Source organism: Altererythrobacter sp. B11 (assembly GCF_003569745.1).
Lineage (GTDB): Bacteria > Pseudomonadota > Alphaproteobacteria > Sphingomonadales > Sphingomonadaceae > Croceibacterium_C.
The window spans coordinates 3154752-3173190 of the sequence record NZ_AP018498.1 but is presented as its reverse complement, the minus strand read 5'-3'; the positions used below and the strand labels follow the sequence as shown (position 1 = coordinate 3173190).

Genomic DNA, 18439 nt, shown 5'->3' with positions numbered 1-18439 from the left:
CTTGATTAGGAACACGACCATGGCGATTTCGTCGAAGTATATCATTCTGAACACCGAAGGTGATGAGTCGAACTTCATCGACTTCGAGCTGAGCTACGGCACGCTCTCGCTTGAGGGGCAGGAAATCCAGTTCCTCGGTTCGTCCTTCGTCGACGCCATCTTCGTGCGCCCGGGTGCGATCTATACGCTGAGCACTGGCGGCGGCGCCGACCGTATTTACTTCGAAGGCTCGCTGAGCGACTACAGCTTCAGCCGGACCGGCGCGACGCTGACGCTGTCACGCACAGTGGATGGGAAGGTCGAGACCGTCAACCTCGCCGGCGCCAATTCGGCGACTTCGCCCGACTCGCTGATTTTCGCAGATGGCACCGTGGCTACCAATGCCCTCTACAACCATGTCTCGCGCGGGGATGCCTTGCCTGTTCCGGCCGGTGAGAGTTCGCAGGCGCCGACCGGCCCTGCGGCGCCCGGCGCCGATCTGTCCGCTTCCGTGAAGGTCGTGTCCTTCGATGCCACGGGGGAGACGATTGCGCTTTCGAAGCCCGGGGTAAACTTCCAGATTCTCGGTAACGCCGGGGTCGACGTGGTCTACGTCGCCGATGGCACCACGATTGACGCGGCCGGTCTGGGCGGCGGTACGGACGTTATCTACTTCCGTGGCCGTTGGAGCGATTATACCAAGTCCGTCAGCGGCACGCGCATGACGCTCACGCGCACGGTTGGCGACAATGTCGAAACCGTGATCGTCTCCGCCGGTGGCGGCACGCTCAACGACCAGTTGGTCTTCGCTGATGGCGCTGTACGCTCGCAGATTGCGGGCGCGGCCGTGCGGATTGACGCCGGTGTGGCGCTGGCAGACCTCTCGGGCTATGATTCCACCACAGTCACCCCCGGCCTGAATGTTGGTGTGCAGTCCATCGCCCAGGGCAGCACGCCGAGCTGGTTCAAGGCGGGGGACGACCTCAGCCTGACCGTTAACTTCTCCCAGCCTGTCGTTCTTGCCGAAGGCAAGACCGTCACTCTAGTGGCACTCGTGGGGGGGCAGGAAATACTGCTGACCGCCACGGGCACCGCCGCGACCGCCACGGGCGCGCGTGAGCTCGTGTTCACGGCTGACCTGCCGGCCAATCTCTATGATGGCGATGGCATCGCGCTCAAGGCGGACAGCCTGGCGCTCGGCACGGCGACCGTGGATGAGTTCAAGGGCGAAACCGGTCTCCCGGTTGTCATGACCTTCCCCGCCATCCAGGCCCCCAACATTCGCGTCGATACCGGCGCGCCCGACGCCCCCGTGCTCGAACTGACCGGTCCGGACGTCAAAGGCATCGAGGCCGCGCTTTCCGAGGACGGCGTCTTCTCCGTCATCGCTGAAGACCAGGCGACCGTGCAGATCGAGTTCCGCAGCGCCAATGGCGTGGTCGTGCATTCGGTAACCGGCACGGGGTTGGCCCAGGGTATTACCTTGAGTGCCGCTGATCTGGCCGAGCTTGGCGATGGGGAAATCACCGTCTCGGTGACCATCGTCGATGCTGCCGGTAACACCTCGGCAACCCGGGAGCTGACGTTCACGATCGACGGCGAGACCCCCGGTGCGCCCGTGCTGGCCTTCGGCGCCGGCGTCGCCACCGGTGCCACAGCGGCGGAAGCGACCGCGGCCGGCGGCGTCGTCGTCGTGACCGCCGAAGAGGGGACGACCATCACCGTCACCTTCACCAACGGCGTGAACAATGTCATCAAGCAGCTGAACGCTGACGGTGCGGCGCAGCCCGTGGTGCTGACGGCAGAAGATCTGGCCGCGCTCGGCGATGGAGAGATCTCCGTCTCGGCCACTGCGACTGATGCTGCCGGAAACGTCTCGGCTGCCACGCCGGTAACCGTCACCCTGGACACCCTCGCTCCGAGCGGCATGGTGGCGACTGCGGATGCGCAGAACGGCATCATCTCAATTGCCGGCCAGGAAGCTGGCTCGACTGTCGAATATAGCCTGGACGGTGGCCAGACCTGGAGCCAGAGCTTCGCCGCGAAGGCCGGAACCAACACGGTTCAGGTGCGCGAGGTGGACGCCGCGGGCAACGCCTCGCAGGCTCAGGAGCTGACCTTCGAAGTCGTTGCGGCGCTTCCTGCACTGGAGGTCGCCCTCACGCAGGACAGCGGTGCCTCGGCGGGTGACGGGCTGACCAGCGACGGCACCCTGCAGATCTCTGGCGTAAGCAACGGCGCTGTCGTTGAGTACAGCACGGATGGCGGCCAGACCTGGACCGGCGACTTCACGGCTGTGGAAGGCCTCAACCAGGTTCATGTTCGGCAGGTGAACGGCTCTGACGTTTCGCCGCCGGTGCTGGTCGTGTTCACGCTCGACACCGCTGCACCGGATGCTCCTGTCATCAGCCTCACGGCAGCGGTCGAGAACGGGGTTACCTCCGCTGAAGCTCTTTATTCGGGCGGCGTGGTGCAGGTCAGTGCCCCGCATGGCTCCTCCGTTGCAGTTACCTTCGCGACGCTGCAGGGCAGCGTCGTCAAGACCGTGTCCGGCATCGGCGCTGACCAGGCGGTCGTTCTGACGGCAGATGACCTTGCCATTCTCGGTAATGGCGTGGTGTCCGTCTCGGCGGTGGCCACCGACGCGGCGGGCAATGCCTCCACGGCCGCGAGCAGTGCCTTCACGCTCGACACCGTTGCGCCGGGCGAACCGGTGCTCGACCTCCTGGGCGATGCAGACAAGACCGGCGAGGAAGCGACTGCCGCCGATGGCGCCATTGCGGTCACGGCTGAGGCCGGGACATCAGTCAAGGTGGTGTTCAGCGGCGCGGCCGGGGCAGTGACCAAAGTGCTCGAAGGCACGGGTTCGCCCGTTGCCGTAAGCCTTACTCAGGCTGAGCTCGCTGTAGTTGGCAGCGGGCCGGTGGCGGTCTCTGCCACGGCCAAAGACAGCGCGGGCAATGTGTCCGGTGCCTCGCAGGCCCAATTCAATCTGGACACCGGCTTGCCCGGCGTGCTGACCGTGGAAGGCAATGAATACACCGGTATCCTCAGCATTACCGGGCAGGAGTCCGGCGCTTTGATCGAGTTCAGCGTCGACGGCGGCGCGACCTGGACCAAGAGCTTCACGGCCAATCCCGGTTTCAACTCCGTTCTGGTGCGGCAGACCGACGTGGCGGGCAACGTTTCGCCAACCACGCTTGAGGAGTTCACACTCGATCCCACGATCGAACTGTCTTCGCTGACCCTGTCGCTGCAGAACGATACCGGCGTCTCCAACACGGATGCGCTGACGTATGACAGCGCCCTGCTGGTGGGCGGCCTCGAAGATGGCGCCGCGTTGCAGTACAGCGCTGATGGCGGCGAAAGCTGGTCCGATGCGGCAGGTTCATTCGACGGCGTGATGCTGCTCGCTGTGCGCCAGTTCAACGTCGCAAGCGGCAAGTTCTCGGCAGCTTCAATGGTGAGCTTCAGCGTCGACACCAACCCGCCTGCTGCGCCGGTGGTGACGCTGGGCGCCGGGGTGTCCGACGGAGCTTCGCTTGATGAGGGCACCTCGAGCGGTGGTATCGTTCGCGTCAGTGCGGAAGCAGGATCGAGTGTCGTCGTCACCTTCACCGGTGTGGACGGGGTCGTTGAGAAGACGTTGACCGGAACTGGCAGTGCCAAGGCCGTCGTTCTGTCCGCGGCCGATCTCGCCGAACTCGGCGACGGTGCGGTTTCATTCTCTGCGGTCGCAAGCGATGTGGCCGGCAATGTCTCTGAAGCGGGCACCGGCAGCTTCACGCTGCGCACCGAACCGCCCGAAGCGCCGATTCTCCAGATCGTGGGCAGCCAGACCAAGTCGCTCACAGAGGCCCTGTCCACCGACGGGGTGATCACGGTGACGGCGGAGCCGGGCCTTGGCCTGCGGCTCGTTTTCACCGGCGTAAGCGGCACGATCGTCAAGACCATTGCGGAAGCGAGTGGCGGCGAAGACATTGTCGCATTCTCGCCCGCTGACCTTGTGCTTCTGGGCGACGGTCCGATCCTCGTGACCGCCCTTGCGCTTGACGAGGCAGGCAATGCGTCTGCGCCGTCCACCCTTGAGTTCAGCCTGGATGCGGTTCCCCCTGTGGCGCCGATCCTGACCCTGGGCGTCGGCGTTGAAGATGGTGGCGCCACGTCCAGCGAAGCCGCCGCCGGCGTAGTATTCGTCAAGGCGGACACCGGCACAATCGTAACGCTGACCTTCACCCGCGGCAGCAATGAGGTGGTCAAGGCGATCGCCGCCAACGGTGCTTCGCAGGCAATCCACCTCACGGCTGGCGACATGGCACGGCTGGGAGACGGGCAGATCCAGGTGAACGCTATCGCCACGGACGCGGCGGGCAACCAGTCCGATCCGGCGCAGGCGAGTTTCATCATGGACACTGCCGTGCCCGTTGCTGGCCTTACCCTGGTTGGCGGCGGCACCAAGTCGGCGACCGATGCGCTTTCGGAAGACGGCGTGGTGCTTGCGGCCGCCGAAAACGGGGCGTCGATCAAGGTCACCTTCAACGGCTATTCCGGCCAGACCGTGACCGTAAATCTGATCGGTACCGGAACGGCGCAGGCTGTGACCCTGACCGAAGAACAAATCACCTTGCTAGGCGATGGTCCGGTTCAGGTGGCGATGCTCGTGACCGACGGTGCAGGCAATCAGTCGTCGCTGCAGAGCCTGACGTTCAGCCTCGATGCCGCCGCGCCTGAGACCCCGCTGCTCACACTGGCCGCCAACACGGCGAACGGCGCCACGGCCGACGAAGCCACTGCTGCCACAGGCCTCCTGACGCTGTCGGCTGAGGCCGGCGCGGTCGTGGTCGTCACCTTCACCGGGTCCGTGGGCACGATCACGCGGACGGTGGTGAGCGATGGCGCTCCGGCTACCCTCGTGCTCAACGCGCTCGACCTGCAAACGCTCGGCGACGGCGTCGTCAGCGTCTCCGCCGTGGCGAGCGACGCAAGCGGCAACCAGTCGGCTCCGGCTACGTCTAGCTTCACGCTCGACCGGCAGGCTCCGCTCGCGCCGTCCCTCACACTCGGAGCCGGCGTGGCCGGCGGTGCCACGGAGGCAGAAGCCCTAGCAACGGCCGGCGTGGTCACCGTGCGTGCGGAAGGTGGTTCGGCTATCACGGTCACCTTTGCCGGCGCGCTCGGTACCGTGTCCAAGGGACTGACTGCCACGGGCGCTTCGCAGGCCGTCACGCTGTCGGCTGCGGACCTTGCGGCCCTTGGCGACGGACCGGTGTCCGTGACGGCCGCCGCCACGGATGCGGCTGGCAACAGCTCTCCCGTTGGTGCGCCGGTCGAATTCGTGCTGGACCGCACCGCACCGAATGCACCCACTCTTGCGCTTGGCAGCGGCATTGCCGACGGCGCATCCGCCGCGGAGGCAACGTCGCAGGGCGGCGTGGCTTTGGTCACGGCCGGCGCCGGGCTCACCGCCAGCGTCACCTTCAAGAACGGGACACGCGAGGTGGTGAAGGAGGTTGTCGGCACGGGCGCGGCGCAGGCCGTCGTCCTCACCGACAACGATCTGGCGACGCTCGGCAGTGGCTCGATCGCAATCAGCGCAGTCACCCGTGATCCGGCGGGCAACGTGTCGACTGCGGCAACGCAGACCTTCACGCTCGATACTGTGGCCCCGGCTGCGCCGCTGGTCTCCCTCATCGGCGCTTCAGCCAAGACTAGTGCCCAGGCCTCGACGGGCGGGGTGGCGCAAGTGACCTCGGAGCTGAATTCCGCCGTCACCGTCACCTTCACCAACGGCGTCAACAGCGTAACGAAGACCCTCACCGGCACGGGCGCTGCCCAGACCGTCTCGCTGTCGGCCGCCGACGTTGCCTCGCTCGGCAGCGGCACCATCGCAATGACAGTGACCGCCGTTGACGCCGTCGGCAACATTTCGCAGACCGGCAGCGCCAGCTTCACCATCGACAACACCCCGCCGGCGGCGCCTGTGCTGGCACTCGGTGCCGGTGTGGCAGATATCGCCTCGGCGGCGGAAGCCACCGCCAGCAGCGGCGTGGTGACAGTCACGGCCGAAGCCGGTTCTACGGTTACGGTCACCTTCACGCGCAGCGGCACCACCATCACGAAGACCGTGGCGGGCACTGGCGCACCGCAGGCCGTCGTACTCACCGCCGGCGATCTGGCGGCGCTGGGCGATGGCACCATCGCGGTGAGTGCAATCGCGAAGGACGTGGCCGGCAACATCTCTGCAGGCGCTACACCTGCGACCTTCACGCTTGACCGGTCGCCGCCCACGGCTCCCGTGCTTGCGCTGGGCGCCGGGGTTGCCGATGGGGCGACCCTGGCCGAAGCGAAGGCCGCCACCGGCGCCGTTACGGTGACCGCCGAAAACGGCGCTGCCGTGACGGTGACGTTCACCAATGGCACCAATGTGGTCACCAAGACCCTGACGGGCACCGGGGTGGCGCAGGCGGTGACGCTCACCGCAGCCAATCTCGCGCTGCTCGGCAACGGAACGGTGTCGGTCTCCGCCACGGCGCAGGATGCGGTCGGCAACAGCTCGCTGGCGACCACCCGCACCTTCACGCTCGACATGGCTCCGCCCAGCAGCCCGGTGCTGGCTGTGGTCGGCTCCACCGAGAAGTCTGGTGCAGCGGCAAGCAGCGCGGCTGGTGCCGTGACTGTGTCGGCAGAGCTCGGCTCGGCTGTGACGGTCACCTTCACAAACGGAGTCAAGACGGTCACCAAGACGATGATCGGCACGGGCGCCCAGCAGATCGTCACCCTCAGCAACGCCGATCTCACGACGCTGGGCGATGGGTCGATCTATGTGACGGCCACTGCCCGCGACACCGCCGGCAACACCTCGGCCAACAGCGGTTCGGTGCAGTTCACGCTCGACCGTGTGGCGCCGAACTCTCCGGCTCTGAGCCTCGGCACGGGCATTGCCGACGGTGCCTCCACAGCGGAAGCGCTGGCGGAAAGTGGCGTGGCGATCGTGACGGCAGATGCCGGATCGCTCATCACCGTCACCTTCGTGAACGGCTCCAACAGCGTGGTGAAGGGCGTCGTCGCAACGGGGCTGCCCCAGGCTGTCACGCTAACCCAGGCGGACCTGACGGCGCTCGGTAGCGGGACCATTTCTGTATCCGCAGTCGCTACCGACACGGTGGGCAATGAATCCACCGAGGCGAGCCAGAGCTTCCTGCTCGACATGACGCCGCCCAATCCGTCCATCCTCACACTGGTGGGGGCCCCGGCAAAGACGACGGCCCAGGCGACAAGCGCCGGTGGTGTGTTGAAAGTGACCACGGAATCCGGCGCAACCGCGACGGTGACGTTCACCAGCAACACCGGCACGATCACCAAAACGCTGGTCGGTACGGGCGTGGCGCAAACGGTGCTGCTCTCGGCAGCCGATGCGGCGGCGCTGGGCAACGGCACCGTCAATGTGTCGGTGCGGGTGCAGGACACCGTCGGCAATCTGTCCACGGCCGCCACGACGAGCTTCACCATCGACGATGTGGCCCCGACGGCACCAGCGCTCGTCCTCGGCGCGGGCGTGGCCGATATCGCGTCGGCTGCGGAGGCAACTGCGGCCACGGGCGTCGTAACGGTCCAGGCCGAAGCGGGCGCAACCGTGACGGTGACCTTCACCAATGGCAGCAAGAGCGTTACGAAGACGCTGACCGGCACCGGCGCCGCGCAGGCCGTGGTCCTTTCCGCCGCCAATCTGGCGACGCTGGGCGACGGCACCATTTCGGTAAGCGCCAGCGCCAGGGACGCGGCCGGAAACAACTCTCCCGCAAGTTCCGCCAGCTTCACGCTGGACAGCACCGCTCCGGTCTCCCCCACGCTCGCGCTCGGGGTGGGCTTGTCAGACGGCGCGACGCTGGCGGAAGCCAGAGCGGCGACCGGCGCCGTGCTCGTGACGGCAGAAGCCGGCGCAACGGTGACGGTGACCTTCACCAATGGCACCGCGAAGGTGGAAAAGTCGGTGATCGCCACCGGCGGGTCCGATGCCGTGACCTTGTCGGCTTCCGACCTCGCCATTCTGGGCAACGGGTCGATTTCTGTCTCTGCCGTGACGAAGGACGCTGTCGGCAACGCTTCGGTGCCTGTGACCACCAGCTTCACGCTGGATAGTGCCGCGCCCACTTCGCCAACGCTGTCCCTGCTGGGAGATCCGACCAAATCGGCCGCCAGCGCAGCGGTGTCCTCGGGTGTGGTGTCGGTGGCGGCTGAGGCTGGTGCGTCTGTGAAGGTCACCTTCACGCGTGGCAGCACCCAGATCGTGAAGACGCTCACCGGTACGGGTTCAGCGCAGAACGTGGCCCTTACGCCTGCGGAGGTGGTCGCCCTGGGCGACGGCGCCGTCGCCATCTCGGCGGTCGCAACCGACCCCGCGGGCAACGCCTCCTCCATCGCCTCGGGTGTGCAGTTCACGCTCGATCGTGCGGCGCCGAACGCGCCGACCATCACACTCGGCACGGGCGTCGCCGACATTGCTTCGGCTGCGGAAGCCACTGCGGCGAGCGGCGTGATCAGCGTGACCGGCGAGGCGGGCTCCGCCATTTCGGTGGTGTTCTCCAACGGCTCCAACAGCATCGTGAAGTCGCTCACGGCGACCGGCTCGGCCCAGGCCGTGACGCTTACCAATGCGGATTTGCAGGCGCTGGGTGACGGCACGATCGCGGTGACGGCGCAGGCGAAGGATCCGGCGGGCAACGAATCCGCCGAAAGCGCGAGCAGCTTCGTGCTGGATCGCTCGCCGCCGGCCACGCCGACCATGACCCTCTCGGACGGTGTCGCTGGCGGCGTTACCGCCACCGAGGCTTTGGCGAGCACGGGCGTGGTCAAAGTAACGGCAGAAGCCGGCGCTCTGGTCACGGTGCAGTTCACTGCCGGGGCCAACACTGTCACCAAGACATTCACCGGCAACGGCCTCACCCAGAATGTGTCGCTCACGGCGAACGACGTGGTGAAGCTCGGCAATGGTGCGGTCACGGTGTCCAGCTTCGTCACGGACGCAGTCGGCAACCAGTCGACGGCTGCAACCAACACGTTCACCATCGATACCATTGCGCCGAACGGCCCCTCGCTGTCGCTGTCCGGAACCGCGGCCAAGAACGCGGAACTGGCCACCGGCACGGTGGCGACGGTAACGGCCGAACTGGGTGCGACCGTCACGGTGACGTTCGTCCAGGGTTCGGTGGAAATCACCAAGACGCTGGTGGGCACAGGGGCGGCGCAGGATGTTGTCCTGACCGCCACCGACGTGGCCGCCTTTGCTGACGGTGCCATCACCTTCTCGGCAGTGGCTCGGGATACCGCGGGCAACGCCTCCGTTGCTTCGGCGACCCGTCAGTTCACCCTCGATCGGGTGGCTCCGCCTGTACCGGTCATCGCACTCGGGGCGGGCGTCGCCGATGGCGCATCCTCTGCGGAAGCGACAGCCGCAGGCGGCGTCGTCACCGTGGTTGGCGAAAACGGTGGCACCATCCAGGCGGTGTTTATCGGGAACAGCGGTTCGGTGACGAAGACGGTGGCGGCTGACGGAACAGCCAAGCCGATCGTGCTGACTGCGGCAGAACTCGCGACCCTGGGCAATGGCAATGTGCTCGTCTCTGCTCAGGTCACGGACGCCGCAGGCAACGTGACCACGGCCGATCCGCTCACCTTCCTGCTCGACACGGTCGCACCGACCGCGCCGGTCATCGGCCTGCCGGCAGGATTCGCAGGCGGTGCGTCGACGGCCGAGGCGCTGGCCAGCACGGGTGCCGCCACGGTGACGGCCGAGGCTGGCTCGGTTGTGGCGGTGACCTTCACCGGCACGCTCGGCACCGTGACACGCACGGTGACGGGCACCGGTTCTGCGCAGGCAATCACGCTGGATGCCTCCCAACTCACCACGCTGGGCAACGGCAATGTCACCGTGACGGCGGTGGCGACGGACCCCGTGGGCAACGTCTCTGCCACGAGTGCGAGCGCCGCCTTCTCGCTCGACACCGTGAATCCCAACGTTTTGCTGAGCGGCGGGAACGGGGCGAACACTAACACGACCAGTGTGCAATCGTCCGAGCTGGGCACGGTTTACGTTGTCAATACCTCGGTCATTCCGACAGTGACGAAGATCGAGGACATTACGAACGTCGACGGAAAGTACTGGAACTCTGTAAATATCACTTCTGTGAACAGCTGGACGACGATTAATCTGCTTGGTCTCGCCAGCGGCACATATCAGGCCTATTCGGTCGACGCGGCCGGGAATATCTCCGCCGTCAGTTCTGCCAGCTACACTGTGAATGCGGTGGTCGAGGCGACTTCCCTTCAGCAGGTGTCGAGTTCGGTGGGTTTTGTCCTGTATGGCTCGGTGTCAGCGGAATACATCGGCCAATCGGTCGACTTCGTTGGCGACGTCAATGGCGACGGCTATGGTGACTTCATGTTCGGTAGCGTGGCAAACGACACGAACTATCCTCGGACCTATGTCATCTTCGGTGGGCCTACCAACCTGAATGGGGGCTACTACGATAACCTGGTAACCGCGAACAATAACACGAATGGCTTCGCGGTCACAGGCTACCAGTGGTATGAATATTCGGGCTATTCCGTCTCCAGCGCGGGCGACGTCAATGGCGACGGTCTCAACGATCTTCTGATCGGCGCCTATGGTCGGGACAACGGTAATAGCCTCGCCGGTGCGGCCTACATCGTTTATGGCAAGACCGGCGGGGCGATCGTGGCGTTGGGCAACCTTCCTGGTGTCGGCGCATCGAACTCGAACGGTTTTGTGTTGCTGGGCAGCAATACGGATAGTCAGGCAGGCTTCTCGGTGTCGGTCGCGGGAGACATCAACGGCGACGGATATGCGGATTTCCTAGTCGGCGCACTCTATCAGGACGTCGGGACGGCAGCAGACGCAGGCCGGGTCTATGTCGTGTATGGGCGGTCGAACAACAGTTCCATCGACATGTCTGCGCTCACGGCGGCCAGCAACACCCTCGGCTTCATGATCGAGGGGTCCAGCACCAGCGACCAATTGGGGTCAGCGGTCAGCAATGCGGGTGACGTGAACGGCGATGGTCTCAGCGACTTTATCGTTACTGCACGCTACGCAGATGCTCCCAACGGCAACTCCGGTACTTCCTATGTGGTATTCGGCCAAACCGGCATCAGCGGCGCACCCCTGAATGTTTCGGCGCTTACCGCCGCGACCAATACCCGCGGCTTCGTCATCAGCGGGTCGAGCAATGGTGACAACACCGGATGGAGTGTCGCCGGTTCCGGTGACATCAACGGCGATGGCCTTTCCGACCTGGCCTTGGCCGGGATCTATGCGGACACTTCCCAAGGGAACGCGGGTAAGTTCTATATCGTGTTCGGCAAGACGGACGGTGCTGGCGTCAATGTGAGTGCCCTGTCCGGTGGCACCAACACGCAGGGCTTCGTCATCAACGGCTCCGTTGCGAATGATTATGCCACAAGCATATCGGTGATCGGGGACGTGAACGGGGACGGGCTGGCCGACCTGCTGCTGGGCGCCAACGCTGCGGACGCGAATGGCTATACAGATACGGGCAAGGCCTATGTCGTGTTCGGCAAGACCGACAATACGGCGGTCGAGCTTTCCGCGCTCTCGGTGGCAGGCAACACTCAGGGCTTCGCCATCCATGGATCGGGCCAGAACTACTCCAATCTTGGTACGTCCGTGTCAGCGGGCGACCTGAACGGCGATGGTCTGGTCGACCTGATGATCGGCGCCCCCTATCAGGACTACGGCTATACCGATGGTGGCGCGATGTACGTCATTTACGGTTCGACCTCGGGCGTGTTCTCGACCACCAAGGTCAGCCAGATGGGGACCGCCGGTGCAGACACGCTGAACGGCACGAGCGGCAATGACTCGCTGGTGGGCGCAGGCGGCAATGACGTGCTCCGGGGCAATGGCGGCGCCGACGTGATTTACGGCGGTGCCGGCAATGACCGTATCATCCTCAACGCGGACAATGTCGCCAAGCTTGGCCAGTCCGGTGCGAGCATCCAGGGCGGTCTCGGCACCGATACGCTGGCGCTCGACGGATCGGGCATCACACTCGATCTCACCACCCTGCGCGACGCTTTCGTGAAGGGGGTCGAGAAGATCGACCTCACAGGATCGGGCAACAACACGCTGAAACTGAACCTGACGGACGTGCTCAACTTGCACGATCCGGAGGAGAGCGCCTTCAACGAGTTCGAGGCGCTCACCGGCAAGGTCGGCAAGCAGCAGATGATGGTCGATGGCAACAGCGGGGATGCCCTGCAGCTCGTCGGCAGCTGGCTCGATAGCGGTGTGGACGTTCAGGACGGCACGCGCAGCTACAGCATCTACAATTACGCAGGATCTGCGGTGCAGCTGCTGGTGAACAACGAAGTCACCGTGTCGGTGCAGGATAATGCCGCTCCTGCGCCCGCCTTCGCGGACGGAAGCATCAGCGGAACCGGCACGGATGCCGCCATCGTGCGCTCGACGGAAGTGGGAACGCTGTACCTGGTGAACACCGCGGCTATCCCCACGGTGAGCACTCTGGCCGACATTACCGGCGCGGACAGCAAATACTGGAACTCGGTCGCTATCACGGCTGCCAATACCAACACCAACCTGAGCCTGCTCGGGTTGGCCAGCGGAACGTACAAGGCCTATGCGGTCGATGCGTTGGGCAACCTTTCCTCGCCGAGCGCCAACAGCTTCACGGTGACACCCGTGATCCAGGCAAGTGCGATCATGCAGGCCAGCAATTCGCTGGGCTATATGATCGCCGGTTCCAGCGGCTCCGAGTATCTCGGCGGCGCCGTCAGCGCTGCCGGCGATATCAACGGCGACGACTATGGCGACTTCATCGTGGGGGTGAGCGATAGCAACTCCACCGCCTCGAAATCCTATGTCGTCTTCGGCGGACCCACGAACATTTACGGCAGCGTGACGGACAGCGTCTATACGGCCGCCAACGGGACCGCCGGCTTCGCCATTCTGGCGTCGTCAGCAAGCGATTATCTCGGCGTTGCAACGGCCGCCGGGGACGTCAATGGCGATGGTCTTGGCGATCTGATCGTCGGGGCCAGGGGCGTGGATAACGGAAGCACGTCCGCCGGCGCGGCCTATATCGTCTATGGCAAGACCAGCGGCAGCACTGTCACCGTGGCGAGCCTGTCCACTGCTGTAACCGCGGGCTTCCAGTTGCTCGGCGGGACTGCGGGTGAAGGCGCCGGCTACTCGGTTTCCGCCGCCGGCGACATCAATGGCGATGGCTATGCCGATCTGCTGGTGGGTGCAGCCACGGCGGGCGCGAGCAGTCAAGGAAGGGCCTACATTGTGTATGGCCGGTCTAATAACAGCAGCATCAATCTCACGGCGCTCACGGTCGCGACCAATACTCTCGGCTTTGTGATTGATGGCACGCTCGCCAACGATAATCTCGGCTACAAGACCACTGCGTTGGGCGATGTTAATGGGGACGGCCTGGCCGACTTCATGGTTGGATCGCCCTTCGTCGATCTCAATGGCAACGGCAATCCAGGTGCCGCGTATGTGGTGTTCGGGCGGACCGGCACGAGCGGTGCCGCGCTCAATCTCACCTCCCTGACCGTGGCAACCAACACGCTCGGCTTCGCGATCAGCGGTTCGAGCGCAAACGACAACGCCGGATGGGCAATTGCCGGTAGCGGCGACATCAATGGCGATGGTCTGTCGGACATGGTCGTCACCGCTCGCTTGGCGGACTCGGCAAGCGGGGTCGATGCCGGCAGAACCTATGTCATTTACGGTAAGACGAGCGGGGCGAGCATCAATCTCAGCGCGGTCACGGCCTCCGGAAATACGCTCGGGTTCGTAATCAACGGCTCCAGCGTGAACGATTTCCACAACGCGATGTCGGTTATCGGCGACCTGAATGGCGATGGTCTCGCCGATCTCGCGATCGGTTCGTGGCAGGCGGATACCAGCCTCGGGACCGACGCCGGCAAGGTCTATGTCGTCTTCGGCAAGACCGACGGCAGCCCGGTGGACCTGTCCGCACTGAGCGTGGCCGGCAACACGCAGGGCTTCGTGATCGAAGGAAACCAGTCAGGGACGACCTCCTTCGGCTCCGTGTCGGGCGCCGATCTCAACGGGGACGGTCTGGTCGACCTGATCATCGGCAACAGCAATGCGGACGTGGGTGGCTCAACTGACAATGGTGCGGCCTTCGTCGTCTACGGTTCAACCTCCGGCGTGTTCTCGACCAGTAAGGTCAGCCAGATGGGGACGAGTGGCGCTGATACGCTCACTGGAACTTCTATCAATGACTCGCTGGTCGGCGGTCAGGGCAATGACGTGCTCTCCGGCAAGGGCGGCATCGATGTGCTCTATGGCGGCAGCGGCAACGACCGGATCGTGCTCAATGCCGACAATGTCGTGAAGCTCGGCCAGTCCGGCTCCAGTGTTCAGGGCGGCCAGGGCATCGACACGCTGGCGCTTGAAGGCACGGACATCATCACGCTCAATCTCACCACCATGCGCGACGCCGTGATCAAGGGCATCGAGAGGATCGACATCACAGGTTCGGCCAATAACACGCTGAAAATGAACCTGACCGATGTGCTCAATCTGCATGATACGGATGAAAGCGCGTTCAACGCGTTCCAATCCCTCACCGGCGTGACCGGCAAGCAGCAGTTGATGATCGACGGCGATGCCGGAGACTCGTTGCAGCTGGTCGGAAGCGCACTGTGGGTGGACAGCGGCACCGACGTGGTCGAGGCCGGGGTGAGCTACAGCGTGTACAACTACAACGGCGCTCCGGTGCAGTTGCTGGTCGACAACGCGATCACGACCACTGTTGTCCCGGCCTGAGGTCGCCAGCCATGTTCCAGGGGCAGCGACCCGATCCGGAGCAGGCAGCGAGGGCCCAGTCGCGCGGCGACTGGGCCACCGCGGCCGAATTGTACGAACAACTGCTTGTCGAGCAGCCGGACGATCCCGTTCTGCTCGGCAATCACGGCCAAGTGTTGCGCAAGCTTGGCCGGGACGACGAGGCGCTGGTGCAATATGGACGGGCGATCGCCTGCCCGGATGCGCCGGCGGCCGTCTGGTTCAATTATGGCAATGTGCTCTACGACAAGGGCAAATGGGAGAAGGCGCAGGAAGCCTTCGGGCAGGCGCTGGCGCTCGAGCAAGAGAATGGCCCGGCGATCGTGCCGGCCAGCATCCAGCTGGCCCGCTGTTCGGTCAAACAGGGCGAGTATGAAGAAGCGCGGCGGCTGTTCAGCGATGTGCTGCGCCGCGATCCCGGTAACTTTACGGCGTGGCTGGAAGCGGGCAATGTCTGTCGCCACCATGGCACGCTGGAGGAAGCGCTCGACTATTATCGCCGGGCAGCCGAAGCTGCGCCCTCGCGCTACGGCGCGCATCTCAGCGTCGCCCGTGCGCTGGAACAGGTCGGGCGGGACGACGAGGCGATCTTGGCTTGGCTGAAGGCGCTGGACTGTGCCGACGCCGGCAACGGGGGTGATATTCACCATCGTCTCGGGCTTGGTCGCGCGGAGCGGGGCGAGTGGCACCGCGCGGCGGAAGCCTTCCGGCACGCGCTCAGCGCCGATCCGGCTCTGCACGATGCCCGCATCGACCTAGCGGACGCGCTCATGCAAATGGGCGCTGCCGAACAGGCAGAGCCGCTCTTCGCGCAGATGGAAGCGACAGAGCTGGACGAGGAGGACGAGATCAGGCTCGCCGGCACGCTGATGAAGCACAACCAGTTTGATCGCTGCGACGCGATCATGCGCGCCCGGATCGACAAGGATCCGCAGAACTGGCGCGCATATTTCAATCTTGGCAAGGTGCTCATCGAAGGGATGCGCACCGAGGAAGCCGAGACCTGCTTCGCCAAGGTGGACGATCTCGCCGGTGACGAGGCACCCGATATGCGTGCGATGCGCGGCTCCATCGCCGGCAAGCGCGGAGACGTGGACACCGCCCGCGACATCTACAGCGAGCTTGGCGAGGAAGAGGGGCCGGAATCCCCGTTCCGCGGCTCAGCGGCGATGGCGGCGCTGTATAGCGAGACGATGAGCGCCGCGGAGGTGAAGGACTTCCATCGATCGCTTTTTGCCCCGCTGGGGGAGGGGGCGCGCGCAGCCTCGTCCTTCGCCAACGATCTCTCGATCGATGCCGGTGCTGCTGACCCCGCCCAGCGCAGCCGGCGGCTGCGCGTCGGCTATGTCACCGCCGACATGCATGGCGAGCATCCGGTCAGCCTGTTCATGCGGCCGGTACTGGCCCAACATGACCGCGAGGCGTTCGAGATCACGGTCTACTCGCTCAGCCCGCTCACCGACGACATGACGCGCAGGGCGCGGGGCAGGGTGGATCGCTGGCGCGATGCGGCGGCGATCAGCAACACTCGCCTGGCGCAAATGATCGAGGATGACGGCATCGACCTGCTGGTGGATCTCGTCGGGCACACCGGTCGCAATCGCGCGCCGCTGTTCGGCCGCCGGGCTGCGCCGGTGCAGGCGATGTTCCTCGGCTATCCCGCCACCACGGGCATTCCCAACATGGATTGGCTGATCAGCGATCCGGTGACCTCGCCGGCGGAGCACGCGCATCTCTACACAGAGAGGCTGGAGCATGTGCCGGGTTTCGTGTTCTGCTATTCTCCCGAGCGAGAGTTTCCATTCCCGGCCTATGGCACCGAGCATCTCGAACGCCCGCTAACCTTCGGATCGTTCAACAATGTCTCGAAGCTGACGCCCTACACCATCCGGCTATGGGCGAAGGCCATTGTGGCGACCCCCGGCTCACGGCTGGTGCTCAAGGGGCCGAGCTTCCTCGATTCCGTGGCAGTGCAACGCTTCGGTGATATGTTCGTGGACGCGGGCGTCTCGGCCGACCGGCTCGAGTTTCGCGGTCCATCCAGTCTGGACGAGATGATGGCGGAATATGCCGACATCGACATCGCGCTCGACTGCTTCCCCTATAATGGCGGCACCACCAGCTGTCAGGCGCTGTGGATGGGCGCGCCCGTCATCACGCTCGCCGGCGAAAGCTTCGTGCAGCGCATGGGAGCGGGGCTCATGACTGCGATCGGTCGACCCGAGTGGGTTGCACAGGACGAGGAGGCCTTCGTGAGGATCGCTGTCGATCTCGCGTCCGACCGCGCCGCCCTTCTCGAGGAAAAGCGTTCGCTCCGCCAGCGCCTCGCAGCCTCTCCCGCCGGAGATATCGGTAGCTACACGCGTGCGCTGGAGGACGCCTATCGCCGCATGTGGAACGACTTCGCAGCCAACGGGCGATGACCGCAATCTGGCTACGAGCAACACGGAGAGTAAGGGATGAAGCGGCAGCGCCGCTTCATTCGGAGTGGGGCGGAGTGGATGAGGAATAGCGAGAAGGACTTCCTCCATTTCCAAAGCGAGCGTCACGCGCAGGGCAAGCTGATACATGGTACTGCTGGCGAGTTTTCGATGTCGGCGTAAGCATCAGGCACGGTTCGCCTGTTTCCCCTGTTTGTGACCGTTACTGGAGGAGCAGGCTTGATGGGTTCAGCCGTCGTCCACCACTTGGTTCTCCGGAAAGGCTTCGACGTGCTGACGGTTGACGCCCTGACCTAAGGCGGGCTGCGTCGACGGTCTCTGGGTAGGACGGTCGAATCATGGCCTGAAGCTGAGCTTCAGCTACAGCTTCTAAACGCGGTCCTTCGGGAGCAACAGAGGGCCCGGTCGGCTGCGCCAGGCCTATCCTTCGCGAAGCGGCCCCCCATACGGTTCGGAGCTATGCCAGCATCTGCGCGGCGTTGACGATGATCCAGGTAATCGCGCCGGCTGCGGCGATCCCGGCGAGCAGGCGCAGAAACAGCCCCCCTGCCGAGACAGAGCCTCCGGCCGCGCGCCCGGCGATCATCGGGCGGACGAGATTGCGGCGAAAGCGCAGCAGGTAGAACAGGATCGCCAGGATGTGTAGTGCGACGAGGGCTAGAAGGCCGTTGAAGATTACCTCATGCACCTCGGCGGCTGCACGGCCTTGATCGAAGCTGACCAGATCGGCAAGCGGGCCGGATTCAAAACCATCCACATCCACGGCGAACAGACCAGCGCCGACCATCGCGAACAGCGCCGCCAGCATGGCAATCACGCTCCATCCGCCTAGCGGATTGTGACCCGCGCTGGCGGGCGGTGCCCCGCGAGCTAGTGCACGAGCATAGGCGCCGACCGCGGCCGGGCTACGCAGGAAGCTGCCGAAGCGCGCGGTGCGGCTGCCGGCAAATCCCCAATATATCCGAAACACGATCAGGAACAGGATGCCGTAGCCAGAATAGCGGTGCCATTCCATCTCGTGCTGCTCTCCGCTCCACCAGGAGAAGGCAAGCAGGGCGACCAGCAGCCAGTGGAACAGCCGTGTCACGATATCCCAGTCGGCTGGCGGATCCTGCGGCCTCATACGCTGTGCTCC

3 protein-coding genes are annotated in these 18439 nt (G+C 64.7%); 2 read left to right on the top strand and 1 reads right to left on the bottom strand.

The annotated features are described in order from the left end of the window. Positions 1–19 precede the first annotated feature (19 nt). Complete coding sequence (locus AEB_RS15015) at positions 20–14845, top strand: FG-GAP repeat protein (RefSeq protein ID WP_119083859.1); 14826 nt, start codon at positions 20–22, stop codon at positions 14843–14845. Positions 14846–14856: 11 nt separating this feature from the next. Further along, complete coding sequence (locus AEB_RS15010; protein WP_119083858.1) at positions 14857–17286, top strand: tetratricopeptide repeat protein; 2430 nt, start codon at positions 14857–14859, stop codon at positions 17284–17286. 475 nt (positions 17287–17761) lie between these two features. On the opposite strand, the gene AEB_RS15000 is transcribed toward AEB_RS15010, so the two are convergent. Beyond that, complete coding sequence (locus AEB_RS15000) at positions 17762–18427, bottom strand: cytochrome b/b6 domain-containing protein (RefSeq protein WP_172593121.1); 666 nt, start codon at positions 18425–18427, stop codon at positions 17762–17764. Between the last annotated feature and the right edge of the window lie 12 nt (positions 18428–18439).